The sequence below is a fragment of the Mesorhizobium sp. M8A.F.Ca.ET.208.01.1.1 genome, from assembly GCF_004791315.1.
Taxonomy (GTDB): Bacteria; Pseudomonadota; Alphaproteobacteria; order Rhizobiales; family Rhizobiaceae; genus Mesorhizobium.
The window spans coordinates 783,523-801,504 of the sequence record NZ_SRUT01000002.1 but is presented as its reverse complement, the minus strand read 5'-3'; the positions used below and the strand labels follow the sequence as shown (position 1 = coordinate 801,504).

Here is a 17,982-nt window from a genome sequence, read left to right as displayed (position 1 = left end):
AGTGTCATCCACCAGTCATATGGGCCGTGCAGGGAGAATATGGAAACCGGCCAGGATGCCGGTCCGCTCATGCACAGACAGGATCAGGAGGTCTCATGAAGACGCTATTCATCAAGCTGCTGGCCAGCCAGCTGGCGCTCGCCGCAACTTTGTTTGCCGGCGTGGCAAATGCCGAAACGCTGACGCTCTACACATCCCAACCCGAGGCGGACGCGGCCAAGACCGTGGATGCCTTCAAGAAGGCGCAGCCCGGCATCGACGTTACCATCTATCGCTCGGGAACCAGCGACATCCTGACCAAGATGGCGGCCGAATTCGCCGCGGGCAGCCTGCAGCCCGACGTGCTCCTGATCGCCGACGCGGTCTCGATGGAGCTGCTGAAGAAGGATGACCGGTTGATGGCCTATCCCGGGGCCAAGCTCGACGGTATCGATGCGGATGCCTATGACGCCGACAAGACCTATTTCGGCAGCAAGCTGATCACCACCGGCATCGTCTACAACACCGCGGCCGCGCAAAAGCCGGAGCATTGGGCAGACCTTGCCAAGCCGGCCTATGCCGACGGCCTGGTCATGCCGAGCCCGCTCTATTCGGGCGCTGCCGCCTACCTGCTTTCGGGCTTTGTCGGCGACGCTAACTATGGCTGGGATTTCTTCCGGAAGCTGAAGACCAACAGCACCGCCAGCGTGCGCGGCAATGGCGCGGTGCTGAAGTCGGTGGCATCGGGCGAGAAGCCCTATGGCATCCTCGTCGACTTCATGGCGATGAACGCCAAGAAGAAGGGCTCGCCGGTCGAGTTCGTTTTCCCCAGCGAAGGCGTGCCTGCCGTGACCGAGCCGGTCGCCATCATGAAGACCGCCAAGAACGTCGATGGCGCGAAAAAATTCGTCGACTTCATTTTGTCCGATGAAGGCCAGAAGCTGGCGCTGTCGATGGGCTATCTGCCGGCGCGCGCCTCGGTCGGCCGTCCCGACTGGCTGCCGGAAGGCGTCAAAATCAAGGTGATGCCGTTCGACACCAAGGCCATTGTTGCCAAGACTGACGCCGACAAGGCAAAGTTCTCGGAACTGTTCGGCGGCTGAGCCGACAGTCAGGCGAGATGCCGTTTCCACGGCATCTCGCCAGTTCCGGCGAAACGTGATCGAATCGATCGACCGATCCCAGGAAACCAATCATGTCGGCACGAATCAGGGAAAGCCGGGGCCAGGAAATGGCCCTGACGGCGGCGGTTGCCGTCGTCATTGTGCTGCTTTCGCTGCTGCCCATGCTGCGCCTCGTCAAGGAGATCGCGGCACCCGGCGGCGTCTTGACGACCGTGGCCGTGGAGGCCGGGCTGAGAAGCCCGGCAACCTGGATCGCGACCTGGCACACGCTGGTCGTCGGCATTGGCGGCACTCTTCTGGCTGTGCTGTCGGGGACGCTGGTGGCCGTGCTGGTCTCGCTGACCGACATACGTGGCCGAAGCGCCCTGGTGCTCTGCTACGTCATGCCGCTGCTGATCGCGCCGCAGGTGACGGCGCTGGCCTGGCTGCAACTGTTCGGCCCGGCGAGCCCGTTCCTAAAACTGTTCGGGGCGGCGCCGCCGCTCGGCACGAAGAACCTGCTCTATTCGACCTCGGGCATCATCCTGCTGCTTGGCGTCCAATACGGCCCGCTGGTCTTCCTGCTGGTGCGTGCCGGCCTGCGCAAGCTGCCGCGCGAACTGGTCGAGGCGGCGCGCGCCGGCGGCGCGAACTGGTTCACCGTACTGGTCACCATCGTGCTGCCCTTGATGACGCCGTCGATCATGGCGGCGGCCGCACTTGCCTTCGTCTCCTGTGTCGGCAATTTCGGCATTCCGGCGTTTCTCGGCATTCCCGCCAACTATCTCGTGCTGCCGACGCTCATCTATCAGAAGCTGGCCGGCGGCGGTCCGGCGGTGCTCGGCGAGACCGCGTTTCTGTCGGTGCTGATCGGCATCATCGCCATGGCCGGCATCCTCGCCCAGGAGGGGATGAGCCGTCGCCGCGACTACCGTATTTCCTCGACATCGCTGCCGTCCGAACCTTATGAGCTCGGCCGCTGGCGGCCGGTCGTCCAGACCGGCATGTGGCTGCTCATCCTGCTGGTGCTGGTCCTGCCGCTGTTCGGGCTGGTGCTGACCTCGCTGGTGCCGGGCTACGGCATCGCGCTCACCGCCAAAACGGCGACGCTCGACAATTACCGTTTCGTGCTGTTCGAGCATGATGCCGCCAATCGCGCCTTCTTCAACAGTTTCTGGCTGTCGATCGTGGCTGCTTTCTTCGCGGTTATCGTTGCCGTGCCGGTCGGCTATCTCATCGCCTGGGGCAAGCAGCGCTGGGTGCGGCTGCTCAACCTGTCGGTCGAACTGCCCTATGCCTTGCCCGGCGTGGTGCTGGCGATCGCCTCGCTGCTGTTGTTTCTCAGATCGATCCCGCTGACCGGCATCCAGCTCTACAACACCGTCTGGATTATCCTCTACGCTTATCTCGCCCGCTTCCTGGTGCTGGCGCTGCGGCCGACCATCAGCGGCTATCATCAGATCGACCGGGCGCTGGAGGAGGCCGCACAGGTGGCGGGCGCCGGCCTGTTCACGCGTATGCGCACCATCATCTTTCCGCTCGTCGCACCGGCGGCGATCGCCGGCGGCCTCCTGATCTTCATGACGGCGCTCAGCGAACTCACCGTCTCGGCGCTGCTGTGGTCATCGGGGGCCGAAACGATCGGCGTGGTGATGTTTTCCTTCGAGCAGGGCGGTGATTCCAACTACGCGGCGGCGATGTCCGTCATCACGGTCGCGGTCACCTTCGCGCTGATGCTGGTGACCAACCTGCTTGCCCCTCATCTTCCGAGCGGAGTTCTGCCATGGCGCGACTGACGCTGGACCATGTGACCAAGAGCTTCACCGATTTCGATGCCGTGAAGGATGTCTCGATCGATGTCGCTGACGGCCAGTTTCTGGCGGTGCTCGGACCTTCCGGCTGTGGCAAGACGACGTTGCTGCGGCTGGTCGCCGGTTTCGAGAAAGTGACTTCGGGCGAAATCCGCATCGGCGGCGAGGTCGTGTCGGGCAAGGGCGGCAGCGTCGCGCCGGAAAAGCGGCGTGTCGGCATCGTCTTCCAGAACTATGCGCTGTGGCCGCACATGAGCGTCGCCGAGAATATCGGCTATTCGCTGAAGGTGGCCAAGCTCGACAAGGCCGTCGCGCGTCAAAAAGTGGAAGACGCGCTCGCGCTGGTCAATCTGCAGGGCCTTGGCGAGCGCAGGCCGGCCAATCTCTCCGGCGGTCAGCGCCAGCGCGTGGCGTTGGCGCGTTGCCTTGTCGCCGCGCCGTCGCTGGTGCTGTTCGACGAGCCGCTCGCCAATCTCGACGTGCATCTGAGAGCCTCGATGGAGGACGAGTTCGCCGCCTTTCACAAGCGCACGGGCACGACCATCGTCTACATCACCCACGACCAGGCCGAGGCGATGGCGCTGGCCGACCGTATCGCGGTGATGGACCACGGACGCCTGGCGCAGCTTGCGACGCCGCGCGAACTCTATCATGAGCCGGCAAATGAGATGGTGGCCTCCTTCATCTCGCAAGGCATCCTGCTGCCAGCGGATGTGATGACGAGCGAAGACGGCGGCCGTTGCAAGGTCAGGGTTCTCGGAACCGAACTGGTGGTCCGCTGTCGGCCTGGTGAGCGGCCACGCGCCGGCGCCAGGATCTGCTGCCGATCCGCTGATATCGAGCTTTCCGCCGATGCCTCGGGCTTCGACGGTCTCGTCAAGCGGGCGATCTACCAGGGAGGTGCCGCGCGCATAGAATTTACGCCTGCTGCCGGTCCCGACCTGACCTTGCGTTTCGAGCAGCCCGATCCGGTCGTGCTGGAGAACGGTGCGCAGGTCCGGCTGCGCATAAGATCCGGCTGGCTGATCCCTGCCCCGGGAGCCGCCGCATGACTTGCTCGGCGGGGTGAGTCGCGACTCGCAACGCAGGCCCGCGCGTGATCATCCAGATCACCAAGCTGTCAGTGGCCAAATTGCGCCAATCCGATCCCTATGCTTGAAGCCGCCGCTATTTCATTCCACATCCGTCAGGATGAACGAGGCACGAGAAAGGCATCGGAATCTGTTGTGGGGTATCCCCGCATCGCTGATCCTGCACGTGCTTGTCGCGGCGCTGCTGATATATGGTGTGCCCCCACGTCCCCAGCAGCCGCGGGAGGAACAGCCGGTCAATGTCGCGATCGTGCCTCCGCCCGATCAGCCGAAGCCGAAACCTGTTCCCCCACCGCCAACGCAGCCCAAAGCCGAAAAGCCGCCGGAACCCAAGGTTGAAAAACCGCCCGAGCAGCCGCCCAAGCCGGTGAACACTCCGGTACTGAAGCGCGTTTTTCAATATGGCGAAAAGGATACGGGGCCTGAGAAATCTCTCGACGGCGGCAGCGCTCAAGTCAATGCACCGTTGCCGGCCAAGGATGAGGCCGCGAAGCCGCCAGTCGAACCGAAGCCCGCCCCGACCCAATCCGCTGCGCCTGAGCAAGAGGCAGCCTCCGACAGGGCCGACGAGAAGCCGGCAACCGCCGTGCCGGCCGAAAAACCCGCGCAAAGCGAGAAAAAGGAGGAGACTGAAGACACCGACAAACAGCAGGCGACGCCGCAAACCGGCGAAAAGCAAGCGGTCGTAGCGCCAAAGCCATTGGCTGCCGAGGCCGCCGACAAGCCGGCGCCTCCATCCTCGGAAGAAAAGGCAAAGCCTAAACCCGCAAAGCCGATGAAGTTCAAATCCGCAACAGCCTTCAAAGCCCCAGGCGGGAAGGCGGGAAGGTCAAATCCCACCAACACCGAGGCTGCGGGATCGCCGATCTACTCCGGCCTTCCGGGCGTCAGAAAGCTTTACTCGCAAGGCGCAACCGGCAATGCGCTGGCCACAAGCTCCATGGACAACGTGCCGCGCGATCAGCGCGTTGCCAACCTTTGCGGCAACGTTCTGGACCAGGAATTGCAAAGTGCTGATTATTCGCCCAAATGGGTGCCAACCATTCCGCTGAAGCTGGGCAACGTCCTTAACCCTCAGCATGCCGCCTTCAGCACCAGAACCCAATGGTACAGTCTGAACTTCCGGTGCGAGGTCGACGCTGATGCGACGAGGGTCCTGTCTTTCAACTTCCGTGTTGGGTCATTGATCCCGCCCGGCGAATGGGCCAGCCGTGGATTCACTAAGTATCCGCTAAATTAGGCCGGCACGCCGAGCCGGGGCAATCGCCGGTCATCCAGGTCGCCAAGCTGTCGGCGGTTAAATAGCGCCAATCCAGTGCCCGTGCTTGAAGCCGCCGCGATTTCATTCCACATCGAAGGTGATGAAGGACGAGGCACGAGAACGGCGTCGGAATCTGTTGTGGGGCGTGCCCGCATCGCTGATCCTGCACGTGCTCATCGCGGCGATCCTGATATATGGGCTGCCAATCCCTCCCCAACAGCTGCGGGAGGAGCAGCCGGTCAATGTCGCGCTCGTGCCTCCGCCCGATCAGCCAAAGCCGAAACCTGTTCCGCCTCCACCGGAACCAAAGGTAGAAAAACCGCCTGAGCAGAAGGTTGAGAAACAGCCTCCGTCGGAAAAGCAGGCGCAGAAGCCCCCGCCAGTGGAGGTCCTGAAGCCCGTTTTTCAGTTCGGCGACAAGGATACCGGCCCGAGGAAATCCCTGGATGGGACCAGCGCTCAAGACAGCTCGCCATTCCCGGCCAAGAATGAGCCTTCGAAGCCGCCGGTCGAACCGAAGCCGGCGGAAAACCAGCCTGCCACACCACCAGACTCCGATCCAGCCAAGGACGCGCAGAAGCAGGCAGCTTCAACCGAGGACGTGGATAAACAACAGGCAGTCAACCCGGAGGCAGAAAAGCAGGCGGGGCTCGAAGCCGCCAAGCAACAGGGCGCGCTATCAACGCCGTTGGCTGCCGATGGCGACGTCGAGCTTCCCACATCAGCCGAAGCGCCAAAGCCCAAACCAGCAAATGCGCCGAAACCCAAGGTCTCGAAGTCCGCATCGCAGCGCGACTCGGGCCTTCCGGGCGTTCGCAAACTCTACTCGCAGGGTGCCACTGACGATGCGTTGGCCACGACCTCGATGGGTGGTTTGCCGCGCAGTCAGCGGGGAGCCAAACTTTGTGCCAGTGTGTTGCAGCAGCAATTGCTGGACGCCTCTTACTTTCCCGACCTGATCCCAAGTGTCCCACTTAGAGCGGGCAATGTTGTTGACGGCTCGGATGTAGCCTTCCGCACCACAACTGCCTGGTATCATCTGGGCTTCCGGTGCGAGGTCGACACCAATGCGACGAGGGTCCTGTCCTTTAATTTCCGTGTGGGGCCAGTGATCCCGCGCGACCAATGGGCCCGCCTTAGGCTTTACTAGCTACGCCGGTACACCGAGCCCCGACAATTGCCGGCTCACTTCACTCCAGTCGGCGCAGACGAAATCGGCACCGGCGGCCATCAGCCGTGCGGCATGCTCCGCATAAGTATGTCCGCCACCTGTATAGCCGACCGCCGTCATGCCGGCGGCAACCGCGCCCTGGATGCCGAAAGGCGAATCCTCGATGACGACGCAGTCGGCCGGACTGGCGCCCATCGCCGCCGCGGCGAACAGGAAAATATCAGGCGCGGGCTTGCCGTTCTTGACCATCGAAGAGCTGTAGATCGCATCGCCGAAGAACCGCGCCAGCCCGGTGATGGCCAGGCTGTGGTTGATGCGTTCGACGGAGGACGACGAGGCAACGCAGCGGTCGCCGTCGAGCGTCTCCAGGAATGCGGCGATTCCCGGTGTCGGCTTCAATTCCTGCGAAAACAGGATCTTGGTCTCGGCCCAGATATCGCTGTCGGCGGCCGCGGGAAACTGATGGCCGGTCAATTCCTTGATCCTGACGATGATGTCGGCCTGTTTCATGCCGACGCACTGCGCGATGATGCCGCCGTGAACGCCCGGCATGCCATGCTTTTCATAGACGCGCTCGTAGGCCCTGGCGGCCAGGGGCTCGCTGTCGACGAGAACGCCGTCGCAATCGAAGATGATGGGCCTTGCTCGCGCCACGCGCTTGTCTCCTCAACTCAAATTTCGCACATCGCTATCGGCAAAAAGTCAGATGTTCAATAGCGCGGTGTTTTTTGGGGACATGCGAAAACCGGCGATGCTCAAAGCTGGCGCAACACGTCGCTGGCGCGGGAGGACCTCAGTGCCCGTTGCATGGCCTGCCGCGACTGCGCGCGGTCGGGCGTGATCCAGTTTGGCTCCGCGCCCAGGAAGCGGTCGAGGAACGCCACGGCATAGGCCGGGATTTCGGTGACGTTCTCGCGATAGGACCACCAGGTGCGCAGGTCGTCGGCGCATTTGTCGATACTGGGCGCCGAGCCGAACTCCTGCTCGTAGATGGCCGAAATCACCGAGACGCAGTAGTTGGTGTAGAGAAAGCCTTCCGGCCAGAAGCGGATGATGTCCAGCGTGCCGGCATTCTGATCCGTTTCGACGAGCTGGGTAAGACCGGAGATCTCCCTGGCCGGCGCCTGTTTTATCAGTTCGCGCAACACAAGGCCGGCGGCAAAGACGATGAAGTCGGCCCGGTCGATCGCGGCAAACCGCTTCTGCGCTTCCATGACCTCGACCCAGTCGAGAAAAGCCCGCGTCAGCTTCGCCTCGTCGATTTCGAAGCGTACGCCGAAAGTGTCCGAGACCACCTTGGCGCTGCCACGAAAGGTGGCGCGGAACCAGCGCAACTGCCGCAGCCGGTGGCGCAGGTCGGGCATGAGGGCCAATTCGTCCCTGAAGGGCAGTTCCATTGTATGCATCCCGTTTCACGACAGGCTAGCACAGCCGTGCCGCCGCCGAAATCGGCCGACGGCCCTGTGGATGACCGAGGTCGAGGTCAATATCATACATATTGACATTCGCGGAAACAAATGTTCTCACTTTGCTGTTGTTGCGTGCCGGTCCAAGGTGCGCCTCGACTGAGGCTTCGGGAGGAGAACCGAATGGCGATTTGGCAGTGGGGACTGCTTCTGCTGGTTATTGTGTGGGCGTTGCAGTCGCTCGGCGTCTGGCTGCAGATGCGGCACTATTCGGATGTCTTCCGGGGCGTCACCGACCAATACAAGGACGGCTTCGTCGGCGCAGGCAATTTTCGCGGCCGATTTGCCAAGGGGACCATCGCGCTGGTCGTGGTGACGCCTGACCTGATCGTGCGCCGGATGATGGTGATGAGCGGCCGTTCCGTGTTCACCAAATTCAAACGACATGAAGAATTCGAGGGTGTTCCCCTCGATCGACTCCGGTCCAACCCTGCGATCATGGGGGAGGGGGAACCCGGTGTGGCCGAGGCCGTGAAGCGGGCGATCGAACAGATCGACAAAGCACGGTCGGAGCCGGGGAAGAAGCCGGGCCTGGCCGGCTTGAACGTAGCAAGGGCATAGAGGAGGCCGTGCGCCGACTGGGACCACCCGGCGGGCCGGCATAAGGAGGAGAAATGTCTGTATTTTCGTTGTTGGCGCAGCATGCCGACATGGCCGTGCACAATCTGCATGTCGCGGGTGCCATGGTTTCGGATGCTGCTTTGCATGGTAAGCTCGCCGTCGAGCATGCTTCCGACCATCTCGTTGTCCTGGCGCAGGCCGACAGCGGGCCGATTACCGTCGATCAATTCAAGGAAAAGCTGAAGGACGTCCAGCAGGAAGAGCAGCTCGGCTGGCTGACCGCCATCGGCAAGTACTTCATCGGCATCTTCCAGAAGGGCGGCGAAGTGTTCGCCGGCTTCGTCACCGGTATCATCCCGACGCTTGTGGTGCTTATGACCGCCTTCTATGCCGTCACCGAACTGGTCGGCGAAGAGCGCGTGCATGGCCTGGCGCGCGGTGCCGGCAGGATCGCGCTGACGCGCTACACGCTGCTGCCGCTGCTGGCTGTGTTCTTCCTCACCAATCCGATGGCCTATACGTTCGGATCGTTTCTGGAAGAGAAGCACAAACCCGCCTTCTATGACGCGGCGGTCTCCTACGTGCATCCGCCGCTCGGCCTGTTCCCGCACATCAACCCCGGCGAATATTTCGTCTGGGGCGGCATTCTGGTCGCGCTGCTGGAGCTGGAAAAGAAGGGCGCCGTCGTCGCCGGTTACCACGTCAAGGTGGCGATCTGGTACGCCATCGTCGGCCTGGTCGTCATTCTGCTCAAGGGCATGCTGACCGAGCGCATCACCGCCATCATGGCACGCCGTCAGGGCGTCGAGCTGTAAGGGCGGGGAGGACATCATGAACAAGACATTCAAAGCCGTAAAGATCTCCCGGGGTAACACAGGCTGGGGCGGCCCGCTCGTCATCGAGCCGACCGCCCAGCGCGACAAGATCGTCTCCGTCACCGGCGGCGGCATCCATCCTGTCGCCCAACTTATCGCCGACATGACCGGCGCCACGGCCGTCGACGGCTTCAAGGCGCCGCCGATCGAAGGAGAGATGGCGGTCGTCGTCGTCGACTGCGGCGGCACCGCACGCTGCGGCGTCTATCCGCGCAAGCGCATCCCGACCGTCAATCTGACGCCGGTCGGACAGGCTGGGCCGCTCGCCCAGTTCATCACAGAGGATATCTACGTTTCGGGCGTGAAGCCGGCCAACGTCGCAATGGCGGACGGATCCGAAGCGGTCACCACTGCGGGGGGAGCAGCGCCGATGAGTTCAAACAACAGCACTTCAGCCGCCGCGCCACAGCCGCTGCCGAGCGAAGGCGGGCTTATCGGCCTGATCAGCTCGATCGGCCGCGTCATGGGCCGTGTGGTCGGCATCTTCTTCAATGCCGGCCGCCGCACGATCGACCAGGTGGTTCGCAACGTGCTGCCGTTCATGGCCTTCGTGACCATGCTGATCGGCCTGATCCTGTACACCGGCATCGGCGACGTGCTGGCGCAGCCGATGGGACCGCTGGCCAACAACATCGTCGGCCTGCTGATCATCTCGGCAATCTGCGGACTGCCGTTCCTGTCGCCCATCCTGGGACCAGGCGCCGTCATCGCGCAGGTCATCGGCGTGGCCATCATCGGCCCGCAGATCGCCAACGGCACGATTTCGCCGGCAATGGCGCTGCCGGCGCTGTTTGCCTACAACACCCAGGTGGGCTGCGACTTCGTCCCGGTCGGCCTGGCGCTCGGCGAAGCCAAGCCGAAAACCATCGAAATCGGCGTGCCTGCGGTGCTCATCAGCCGCCAGATCATGGGTCCGGTCTCGGTGCTGATCGCCTGGGTCGTCTCCCTGATCGTGTTCTAAACACCTGATAACGAGGTTCGCCATATGTCGGTTTTTCTCAAGACACGGGTCACGGCGATAGGACCCGAAGTGGCGGACCTTGCCGAAGGGGGCGTGGTCATCCTGTTCGCGGATGGCTCGCCGCCGGAGCTTGCCGAGGTCTCGGTGCTCCACAAGGCGGAGCTCGGACCCAGTGACGGCGCGCCTCAAAAGGGCGCGTCGATCACCCTTGGTCCGGTTACCGCCGTCATAACCGCCGTCGGCTCCAGCGCCTGGAGCAAGGTCCTCGAGATGGGCCACGTCGTCATCTCGTTCAACGGGGCCACCGAGGCCGAAAGGCCGGGCGAGATCTGCGCATCGCAGATCGATCGCCAAGCCCTCGTGGCCGCCCTGAAAACAGACGCGATCATCACCATCGCCGCCTGAAAGCATTCGCGCCCCGTCCAGTCTGGCTTTGGCGCCCAAAAAAGCAGAGTATTTGCCATGGAACGCTCGACCATCGTCAGAGTGCATGAAGGTTTGCACGCCCGCCCCGCCACACGCTTCGTGAAGCTCGCGAAGGGCTTCGAATCCGATGTCGAACTGGTCAAGGACGGCAAGGCGGTCAGCGCCAAGAGCTCGGTCAAGCTGATGCTGCTGGCGGTCAAGGAAAACCAGGAAGTCACCGTGCGGGCGAACGGCGCCGATGCCATCGAGGCGATCGAGGCGTTGATCGGCTATCTCGAGAACCCAACGGCCGGCCTCGACGACGAAGACACCCACGCTCCGGCGAATGACGCAGGCAAGGAAGCGGCGCCCGCGCCCCAATCCGCGCCGGCGGTATCAGGCGAGGCGAATGGTTTGCGCGGTGTCGCCGCAAGCGAAGGCGTCGCCATCGGACCCGCCTTCGCGCATTTCCCGCCTGATATCGCGGGACAGGGCCGCATGCTGCAGGCAGAAGAAATCGCCGGCGAAATCGACAGGTTCCGCGCCGCCGTCGCCGCCGTCCAGGCGCGCATGGACCGGGCGCTGGCGCAGGACAGTCTGTCGGCCGGTGACCGGGGCATCGTCGCGGCGCTCAGGGATATCGCCGCCGACGACAGCCTGACCGGCGAGGCCGAGAAGGCGATCAAGGGCGGCAATGACGCGGTGTCGGCCACGATCACCGCCGCTTCCACCATCGCCGCCGATTTCAGCGCCGTCGACGATCATTACCTCAATGCGCGGGCCGACGATGTCCAAGCGGTCGGACGGCAGATCTGCCTGGTGCTGCTGGGCCAAGACGACGTCAGCCTCGAAAATATCCCGCAGGGTGCGATCCTGATCGCCGATGATATCGGCGCCTGGGATCTGGCGCGCGCGCCGCTGAAACGCATCGGCGGCGTGGTGTGCGGCCATGGCGGCGCCACCTCGCACATCGCCATCATCGCCCGCTCGCACGGCATTCCGGCGGTGCTGGGCCTCGGCGACAAGATCAATGCCTTGCGCACGGCGCAAGAGGTGGCGCTCGACGGCAACAGCGGCCAGGTGATCATCGACCCCGATGCGGCCACACGCGCCGATTTCGCCGGCCGCGTCGAAGCGGCGGCCAAGGAGCGTGCCGGCCTGACCGCGTTCAAGACGGTGACGCCGAAGCTGGCGGACGGCAGGACTATCGAGGTCGCGGCCAATATCGGCTCGCTGGAGGAGATCGAGGCTGCGCAGGAAGCCGGCGCCATGGGTGTCGGCCTGTTCCGGACCGAGCTTCTGTTCATGCGCCATATGCACCTGCCGTCGGAAGACATGCAGGCCGAGACCTATGCGGCGCTGGCCAAAGCCTTCGCCCCCTATCCGGTCATCGTGCGCACGCTCGACATCGGCGGCGACAAGCCGATCGCCGGCATCGAGTTTCCCGACGAGGAAAATCCCTTCCTCGGCTGGCGCGGCATCCGCATGTGCCTCGACCGGCCCGATATCTTCAAGCGCCAGCTGAGGGCGCTGCTGAGGGCCGCCGTACACGGCAACATCAAGGTGATGCTGCCGATGGTGTCGGATATTTCCGAAGTGACGCGCAGCCGCGCACTGGTCGATGAATGCGCCGCCGAACTCAAGGCCGAAGGCGTGCCGCACGCCACGTTCGATCTCGGCGTGATGATCGAAACCCCGGCCGCGGTGCTGATCGCACCGGCACTGGCCAGGGAGGTGGCTTTCTTCTCGATCGGCACCAATGATCTCACCCAGTACATCATGGCCGCCGACAGGCTCAACCCGACCGTTGCGAAGCTTAACGACGTCACCAATCCGGCCGTGATGTCGGCGATCGAACTGACGGCCAGGGCCGGGGTCGCCGCCGGCATCATGGTGGGCATGTGCGGCGAGGCGGCAGGTCGGCCGGATCTCATTCCGGCCTTCCTGAAGATGGGCCTGACCGAGCTGTCGATGAGCCCGGCCTCGATCCAGCGCGCCAAGAAGACGATCACGGCGATGGCGGCCGGGGAGTAGTTCCTGCGACCGCTGCTGCTGGAGCTTACGGCAAGTGCGCAAGCAAGGTGGCGAAGACAGGTGTCAGTTCATCGACCGGGCTCGCCTTGGCGCAGGCCTGGACAATGCGCTCATGACGTATATCGGCGGCCAGCATCGCGATCTCCAGCATGTCTGGCTCCGGCGCGCCGTCGCGGCCGGTTGTCGCCAGGCCGCAAGCCAGGACGACCGGCGCCAGGCAGCTTATATCGAGCGCCCGGCCGCCAGCAGCATTCGATTCCGGCGCGGCTTCGCCAAAGCGGACCGGGCGCTGGTTGAGCAATTCGATCAAAAGCGCCGCGCAGGTGGCCGCGATTGCCTGCAGTCCGGCACCCGGCGCGGCCAGCGCGGCCAACAGATCGCCATGGCGCTTGCGCATGGCCGCGTGGACGGCGGCAAAACCGGCTTCATGGATACGGGCATTCTCGATCTTCAGCCCGGCAAGCACGGCCTTGCTCAGATAGTACATGTCGCGCCGGAACAGGCGCTCGGCGTTCAATTGCTGGTCTTCGTCCCCGGCCGGAAAATAGGTGCCGAGACCTTTGACGGTCGTTCCATCGACGCTTATCGGGCGTTCATGCGGGACGAAGGATTCGGCGATCGACAGCGCTTCGTCGACGGCGCTCGCGGCATGGCTGAGCAGGCCTTCGATGCCTTTGCCCGGAAACGGCGGAAGATGGCTGGTGGCTTCGCGCAGGGCGCTGGCGTCGCCGCTGCCGTCATGACGGCTCTGGCGGATGATGTCGCGGACTTCCCGCAGCCGGTCCTTGAGGTTGACGCGGACGTCTTCGGAGATTTGTCGGAGCATCGCGGTTTGCCTCGAATGTGCCGTGCGGGGCCAGCTGCAGTAGGGCGGCCACCGACTCTACATTGTTCCTATCGATTGGTAGATCAATAGGCGATACTAGACCAGCACGCAGAATCGGCGACGGCGCGCGTCCGCCGCCGCGGGGGAGGGATGATTTGGCCAGGGGACGACAAATCGAGGAAAAGGGGGTCGAGGAAAGGGGGGCCACCGAAAGGCGGGCAGGAGCCGAAGCGACCGAGCCGGTCATCAGCGAGAGCCGAACGGACCGCCTCAGGATCCGCGCCGCCTGGATGTATTTCGTCGAGCAGATGACGCAGAACGAGATCGCCGATGTGCTTGGCGTCGGCCGCGTCACCATCGTGCGCATGCTGGCGGAGGCGCGGTCGCGCAACGAGGTCAAGATCACCATCGAGAGCGAGCTTCTGGAGATCGTGCGGCTGGAGCGCGCGCTCGAAAGGACCTTCGGGCTGCAGCAGGCGCTGGTGGCGCCGTTGACCGCGGCCAATGCCGATCCGATCCCGGCGATCGCCGCCAAGACCGGCATGTTCCTGTCCGACGCGATGAAATCCGGCATGCAGGTCGGCGTCGGCTGGGGCAATACGCTGTTCCACACCTTGCCGTTCATCAGCGCCAAATCGCTGACCGATTTCAAGGTGATTTCGCTGCTTGGTGGCGTCGGCGTCGCGCGCCGGGTCAACCCGGCCGAGTTCGCGTGGCGCTTCGCCCAGATTTTCCAGGGCGATGGCTATCTGATGCCGACGCCGGCCGTCGTCGACAGCGTCGAGACCAAGATCGCGCTGGTCGAGCGCTGCGGCCTGCAGGAGGTTTTTGAGATGGCCGACGCGCTCGATGCCGTTCTGCTGAGTGTCGGCGGCATCGCTTCGGCCACCACCTTCTCGCGCGGCGGCTTCCTCAGGGAAGCGGACCGCGAGGCGCTGCTGGCGCGCGGCGCCGTCGGCGACCTTCTGTTCCATTTCTACGACCGCAATGGCGATCTGGTCGACCATCCCGTCAACAACCATGTGATGTCGGTGGATGTCGACCGGCTGCGCAAGGCGCCGATCCGCATTCTGACCTCCGGCGGCGCGGAGAAGACCGACGCGCTGCTCGGCGCCATGAATCTGATTGCGCCGACAATCCTGATCACCGACGAGGAAAGCGCAAGGCGCATGCTGGATGCGGTCAGCGAAAGCTGAACGATCCCGTGATGTAGTCCGGCCAGGCCTTGTGCTCGCCGAAAACAGCGGCGAGGTCAGGCGCGCCGGCCAGGATCCCACCCAATACCAACGCGGTGGCGATGCCGACACCATTGCCGCCTGCAATATCGTGTTCGACGCTGTCGCCGACGCAGACCACGCTGTGGCGGTCCGGCTCGCCTGCCAGTGCAAGTGCGGCATCGAAGATCGCCGGATAGGGCTTGCCGATGCGGGTGACGCCGCCGCCCAGGTTCTCGTAGAGATCGGCGATCTCGCCGGCGCCGAAGCGCGGTCCGACCGCCGTCAGCATGATCCTATCGGGATTGGTACAGAAGCACGGCACTTGCCGCGCCGCTGCCGGGCCCAGCAGCCGGCGATAGTGGTCGAGGTCGTGGCGGTCCCCCTCACTGGCCGAGATCAGCACCAGTTCGGCGTCCTCGCCGGCCTCTGTCAGCGCGAAGGGCAGGCCGTCGATCGCGCTGCGGTCGCCGTCGCGGCTGATCAACAGGCATTTCGTGCCGGACCGCAACACTCCTGCCGCCGCCATGTCATGGAAACGTCGCCACGCTACCTCGCCGGAAGACACAAAATGGTCCCAGCTGCCGACCTCGAAGCCGAGCTTCAGCAGGCGATCCTCGTTGGGCCGGGCGCGCTTGCCGGAATTGGAGATCAGCACCACGGTCTTGCCGGCGCGCTTCAGCGTGGACAATGCCTCCACCGCACCGGGATACGGAGCTTGGCCGTCATGCAGCACGCCGAACTGGTCGAGCAGGAAGACCTGGTAGCGTTGCGCCAGCTTCCCGATGCCGTCGAGACGTTCGACCTTTTTCATAGGAGCCCTGCCTCGCTGGCGCCTTTCAGCGCCAGCCGGGCCGTACCGGCGGCGGCCTCGTCCGACAATGCCGGCAGGAACGCGACGCCGAGCTTGCGCTGCCGGATCGCGCTCCATACCGGATTGGCGGCGCCGCCGCCGACGCTGCGAATGGAGGTCAGGGCCGGCGCGCCGAGTTCGGCCAGCCTGCCGTAACCAAGCGCTTCGATCGCCGCCATGCCCTCGAACATCGCCTTGAGGTAATCGGCATCGTCAGCAGGCCGTGGGGTGAGACGCGGCGGCAAGGCCGGATCGGCGATCGGGAACCGCTCGCCAGCCGTCCCAAGCGGATAGTAGTCGAGGCCGGTCTCGGTCGTGGGGTCGATCATCGCGCTGAGTTTGATGATCCGCGCGAGCGGAAAATGCTGCGCCAGCACCTTGCCGCCGGAGTTCGAGGCGCCGCCTGCCAGCCAGGTGTCGCCAAGACGATGGCTGTAGATGCCAAAGCGCGGCGCCGAGATCGGCCGGTCGGACAGGATCTTGATGGTCAGCGAGGACCCCAGCGCCGTGACACCGTCGCCGGCCGCCGTGGCGCCTGTCGCCAGGAACGAGGCACAGCCGTCCGTGGTGCCGGCAACCACGACCACATCGCGCGGCAGGCCGAAAAGCGCGGCGGCGGCCGCGGTGAGGGTGCCCGTGACGTCGCCCGGCTCGATGACATCAGGCAGCAAATCCATGCGCATGCCGGTGGCCGCGATCCAATCCGGCCAGCGGCGCGCCTCGACGTCGTAACCGGTCTTGAGCGCATTGTTCTCGTCGCTGACGTCGAAGCACCCGGACAGGTTGCCGGCGATCCAGTCGGCCTGGTGCAGCACGGCCGCTATGCCGGGCAGATGCTGGTACCGGAGCGCCTTGGCCAGGCCTGAAGTCGCCCCGTGGGCGGCGCTCGCTTCCGGCGCCGCGCGGGCGATCGCGGCCAGGATGTCGCCGTCATCGACCTTGTCGTTGTACATCAGCGGCTCGGCCAGAGGCCGCCCATCAGCGTCGACCGGCAGCAGGGTGCCCGATGTGCCGTCGATGGCGATGGCGCGGATCGCGGCGCGGTCGACGCCCGAAAGCAGTTCCGTCAGCGCCGCCTGGACCGCCTGCCACCATGCCGAGGGGTCGCGTGGGTTCTGGCCGAATTTGTCGAGCCGGACAGCGGACTGGCCGGCAATGGAAAAATCCTGACGCATGGCGACGGCGCGGGCGCCGGAAGTGCCGATGTCGATGCCGACGACAAGTGGCGTCATGTCGTCCCTCGCTAGGCCGTGCCGGCCGCATTGAGCTTCTGGCGATACTGCTCGGCGTCCCAGTTGACCAGTTCGTCATTCTCGGCGGCGGTGAGATAGTTCAGCCGCGCCTTGCCATCGACGCGCGCGGTCACGTCGGCAAGGCAACGCTGCATGGCGTCGGCACCGGCGCCGGCGTCGCCGCGCATCAGCACGCCGGCGCCGGGAAACAGGATCGCCACGGGTGCCGCGCCGAGCCGCGCGGTGACGCCGGCCACGTTCTCGCCCGGCCTCGCAACGACCGAGCCCTGGCCTAGAAAGATGACGTGGTCCGGATAAAGGCTGCCGCCCTCGGCCATATCCAGGCTTTCCGAATCGAGCGCGACCGCATGCGCTTCGACATCCGCCGGCAATCGGTAGTCGCCGGCGAGCGCCGTCAAGGCGGCGATATCAGGCGGGGCGGTGGCGCGCACCGGCCGCGCCAGCAGCGACCGGACGCGGTGCAGCAAAGCCTCCGCCTCGGCGACGGTTTCGGCAGCAACCACCAGCCCGTGATTGCCAAGGATCAGCACGTCGACCCCGGGCCGCAATTTCGCGGCAATGCCGCGGGCGAGCGGCAGACCCGGCCGGAAATAGGGCACCCAGGCCCATTCGATGCCATCCAGTCGCCTGGCCACCTCGGCCTCGCCATCTGCTTGCACGGCAAGCGAAATCGTGTCGACGCAATGGACATGCAGCACCACGCGTTGCGGCATCAAGGCATGCACGGTGGTCTCGATCGACGGGCGCAGGCCACGCGGATTGAGGTCTTCGATGGCGAAGGCCTGTGGCCTGTCGGCGGTTGGATCGCGCTGTTCGACGGCCTCGAGCAGCGGTGCCATCGCCACCGGCACCATGATGTCGGCGCTGAGCGCATCCTTCAGCCAGGTGCCCGAGGCCTTGATCCACAGCGTGTCGCCGGCCTTCAGCGAGGTGTTGCCGCCCGCCGCCTGCGTCATGTGCGGGTTCAGCCCGATGCTGGCCGAAAGCGCCCGCAAGGCGGCCAGTTCCTGTGCATCAGCTTGGGTTGCCACGGCGCCTTTCCTCCAACGTTTGCATGCGATCCCGTCACCGGGTTGCTGCTGGCGCTGATATCGCAGATATGAGCGATCTGCGTCAAC

At 64.5% G+C, this 17,982-nt stretch carries 17 protein-coding genes; 11 read left to right on the top strand and 6 right to left on the bottom strand.

Features of this window, described 5'->3' with window-relative positions; all coding sequences use genetic code 11:
- Positions 1 to 95: 95 nt before the first annotated feature.
- The 5 genes from EN851_RS14400 (at position 96) to EN851_RS14380 (ending at position 6,395) form a co-directional block, all read left to right on the top strand.
- Complete coding sequence (locus EN851_RS14400; protein WP_135929484.1) at positions 96 to 1,082, top strand: ABC transporter substrate-binding protein; 987 nt, start codon at positions 96 to 98, stop codon at positions 1,080 to 1,082.
- 92 nt (positions 1,083 to 1,174) lie between these two features.
- Positions 1,175 to 2,878 (top strand): iron ABC transporter permease, encoded by a 1,704-nt coding sequence (locus tag EN851_RS14395; RefSeq protein WP_135929483.1) that lies wholly within the window; start codon positions 1,175 to 1,177, stop codon positions 2,876 to 2,878.
- On the top strand, positions 2,866 to 3,945 hold the full coding sequence (locus tag EN851_RS14390) for an ABC transporter ATP-binding protein (protein ID WP_135883515.1): 1,080 nt from the start codon (positions 2,866 to 2,868) through the stop codon (positions 3,943 to 3,945). The genes EN851_RS14395 and EN851_RS14390 overlap by 13 nt, the downstream gene beginning before the upstream one ends.
- Before the next feature lie 139 nt (positions 3,946 to 4,084).
- Entirely contained in the window at positions 4,085 to 5,224 is a 1,140-nt protein-coding gene (locus EN851_RS14385; protein WP_135883546.1) for a DUF930 domain-containing protein, read from the top strand.
- 121 nt (positions 5,225 to 5,345) lie between these two features.
- On the top strand, positions 5,346 to 6,395 hold the full coding sequence (locus EN851_RS14380) for a DUF930 domain-containing protein (protein ID WP_135929482.1): 1,050 nt from the start codon (positions 5,346 to 5,348) through the stop codon (positions 6,393 to 6,395).
- Here EN851_RS14380 and EN851_RS14375 read toward each other — a convergent pair whose 3' ends face one another.
- Complete coding sequence (locus EN851_RS14375; RefSeq protein ID WP_127279230.1) at positions 6,396 to 7,070, bottom strand: HAD family phosphatase; 675 nt, start codon at positions 7,068 to 7,070, stop codon at positions 6,396 to 6,398. It abuts the gene before it with no gap.
- Positions 7,071 to 7,171: 101 nt separating this feature from the next.
- Positions 7,172 to 7,813, bottom strand: a complete 642-nt coding sequence (locus EN851_RS14370; protein WP_127279229.1) for a hypothetical protein — start codon at positions 7,811 to 7,813, stop codon at positions 7,172 to 7,174.
- Positions 7,814 to 8,005: 192 nt separating this feature from the next.
- On the opposite strand from EN851_RS14370, the gene EN851_RS14365 reads away from it, so the two are divergent.
- The 5 genes from EN851_RS14365 to ptsP are packed head-to-tail and all read left to right on the top strand — an operon-like array spanning position 8,006 to position 12,718.
- On the top strand, positions 8,006 to 8,443 hold the full coding sequence (locus tag EN851_RS14365; RefSeq protein WP_015315467.1) for a transcriptional regulator GutM: 438 nt from the start codon (positions 8,006 to 8,008) through the stop codon (positions 8,441 to 8,443).
- A gap of 53 nt (positions 8,444 to 8,496) precedes the next feature.
- Positions 8,497 to 9,258, top strand: a complete 762-nt coding sequence (locus tag EN851_RS14360; protein ID WP_127279228.1) for a PTS glucitol/sorbitol transporter subunit IIC — start codon at positions 8,497 to 8,499, stop codon at positions 9,256 to 9,258.
- 16 nt (positions 9,259 to 9,274) lie between these two features.
- Positions 9,275 to 10,279 carry a PTS glucitol/sorbitol transporter subunit IIB gene (locus tag EN851_RS14355; protein ID WP_135929481.1) on the top strand — a complete coding sequence of 335 codons (1,005 nt, stop codon included), beginning with the start codon at positions 9,275 to 9,277 and terminating at the stop codon, positions 10,277 to 10,279.
- Positions 10,280 to 10,303: 24 nt separating this feature from the next.
- A complete protein-coding gene (locus tag EN851_RS14350) occupies positions 10,304 to 10,684 on the top strand; it encodes a PTS glucitol/sorbitol transporter subunit IIA (RefSeq protein ID WP_135867581.1) in 381 nt (126 codons plus the stop codon).
- Between the two features lie 57 nt (positions 10,685 to 10,741).
- Entirely contained in the window at positions 10,742 to 12,718 is a 1,977-nt protein-coding gene (gene ptsP / locus EN851_RS14345) for a phosphoenolpyruvate--protein phosphotransferase (RefSeq protein ID WP_135867580.1), read from the top strand.
- A 25-nt stretch (positions 12,719 to 12,743) separates the two neighbouring features.
- On the opposite strand, the gene EN851_RS14340 is transcribed toward ptsP, so the two are convergent.
- The gene (locus EN851_RS14340; RefSeq protein ID WP_127872184.1) at positions 12,744 to 13,544 is read right to left on the bottom strand and encodes a hypothetical protein; all 801 of its coding nucleotides are present in this window, start codon (positions 13,542 to 13,544) and stop codon (positions 12,744 to 12,746) included.
- 155 nt (positions 13,545 to 13,699) lie between these two features.
- Here EN851_RS14340 and EN851_RS14335 point away from each other — a divergent pair, with 155 nt between their 5' ends.
- Positions 13,700 to 14,740, top strand: coding sequence for a sugar-binding transcriptional regulator (locus EN851_RS14335; RefSeq protein ID WP_245511776.1), 1,041 nt, complete (start codon positions 13,700 to 13,702; stop codon positions 14,738 to 14,740).
- Here EN851_RS14335 and EN851_RS14330 read toward each other — a convergent pair.
- Genes EN851_RS14330 through EN851_RS14320 form a run of 3 tightly spaced genes read right to left on the bottom strand, consistent with a single transcriptional unit; the run spans position 14,727 to position 17,895 of the window.
- On the bottom strand, positions 14,727 to 15,572 hold the full coding sequence (locus EN851_RS14330) for a TIGR01459 family HAD-type hydrolase (protein WP_127872185.1): 846 nt from the start codon (positions 15,570 to 15,572) through the stop codon (positions 14,727 to 14,729). The genes EN851_RS14335 and EN851_RS14330 overlap by 14 nt on opposite strands.
- Entirely contained in the window at positions 15,569 to 16,843 is a 1,275-nt protein-coding gene (locus EN851_RS14325) for an FGGY-family carbohydrate kinase (protein WP_135929480.1), read from the bottom strand. Before EN851_RS14325 ends, EN851_RS14330 begins: the two co-directional genes overlap by 4 nt.
- A gap of 11 nt (positions 16,844 to 16,854) precedes the next feature.
- Positions 16,855 to 17,895, bottom strand: coding sequence for a class II aldolase/adducin family protein (locus EN851_RS14320; protein ID WP_135929479.1), 1,041 nt, complete (start codon positions 17,893 to 17,895; stop codon positions 16,855 to 16,857).
- Positions 17,896 to 17,982 lie beyond the last annotated feature (87 nt).

Bases quoted from the DNA above. Each gene is read 5' to 3' on its own strand.
- EN851_RS14400 (WP_135929484.1), top strand. From the start codon at position 96: ATGAAGACGCTATTCATCAAGCTGCTGGCCAGCCAGCTGGCGCTCGCC.
- EN851_RS14395 (WP_135929483.1), top strand. From the start codon at position 1,175: ATGTCGGCACGAATCAGGGAAAGCCGGGGCCAGGAAATGGCCCTGACG.
- EN851_RS14390 (WP_135883515.1), top strand. From the start codon at position 2,866: ATGGCGCGACTGACGCTGGACCATGTGACCAAGAGCTTCACCGATTTC.
- EN851_RS14385 (WP_135883546.1), top strand. From the start codon at position 4,085: ATGAACGAGGCACGAGAAAGGCATCGGAATCTGTTGTGGGGTATCCCC.
- EN851_RS14380 (WP_135929482.1), top strand. From the start codon at position 5,346: ATGAAGGACGAGGCACGAGAACGGCGTCGGAATCTGTTGTGGGGCGTG.
- EN851_RS14370 (WP_127279229.1), bottom strand. From the start codon at position 7,813: ATGGAACTGCCCTTCAGGGACGAATTGGCCCTCATGCCCGACCTGCGC.
- EN851_RS14365 (WP_015315467.1), top strand. From the start codon at position 8,006: ATGGCGATTTGGCAGTGGGGACTGCTTCTGCTGGTTATTGTGTGGGCG.
- EN851_RS14360 (WP_127279228.1), top strand. From the start codon at position 8,497: ATGTCTGTATTTTCGTTGTTGGCGCAGCATGCCGACATGGCCGTGCAC.
- EN851_RS14355 (WP_135929481.1), top strand. From the start codon at position 9,275: ATGAACAAGACATTCAAAGCCGTAAAGATCTCCCGGGGTAACACAGGC.
- EN851_RS14350 (WP_135867581.1), top strand. From the start codon at position 10,304: ATGTCGGTTTTTCTCAAGACACGGGTCACGGCGATAGGACCCGAAGTG.
- ptsP (WP_135867580.1), top strand. From the start codon at position 10,742: ATGGAACGCTCGACCATCGTCAGAGTGCATGAAGGTTTGCACGCCCGC.
- EN851_RS14340 (WP_127872184.1), bottom strand. From the start codon at position 13,544: ATGCTCCGACAAATCTCCGAAGACGTCCGCGTCAACCTCAAGGACCGG.
- EN851_RS14330 (WP_127872185.1), bottom strand. From the start codon at position 15,572: ATGAAAAAGGTCGAACGTCTCGACGGCATCGGGAAGCTGGCGCAACGC.
- EN851_RS14325 (WP_135929480.1), bottom strand. From the start codon at position 16,843: ATGACGCCACTTGTCGTCGGCATCGACATCGGCACTTCCGGCGCCCGC.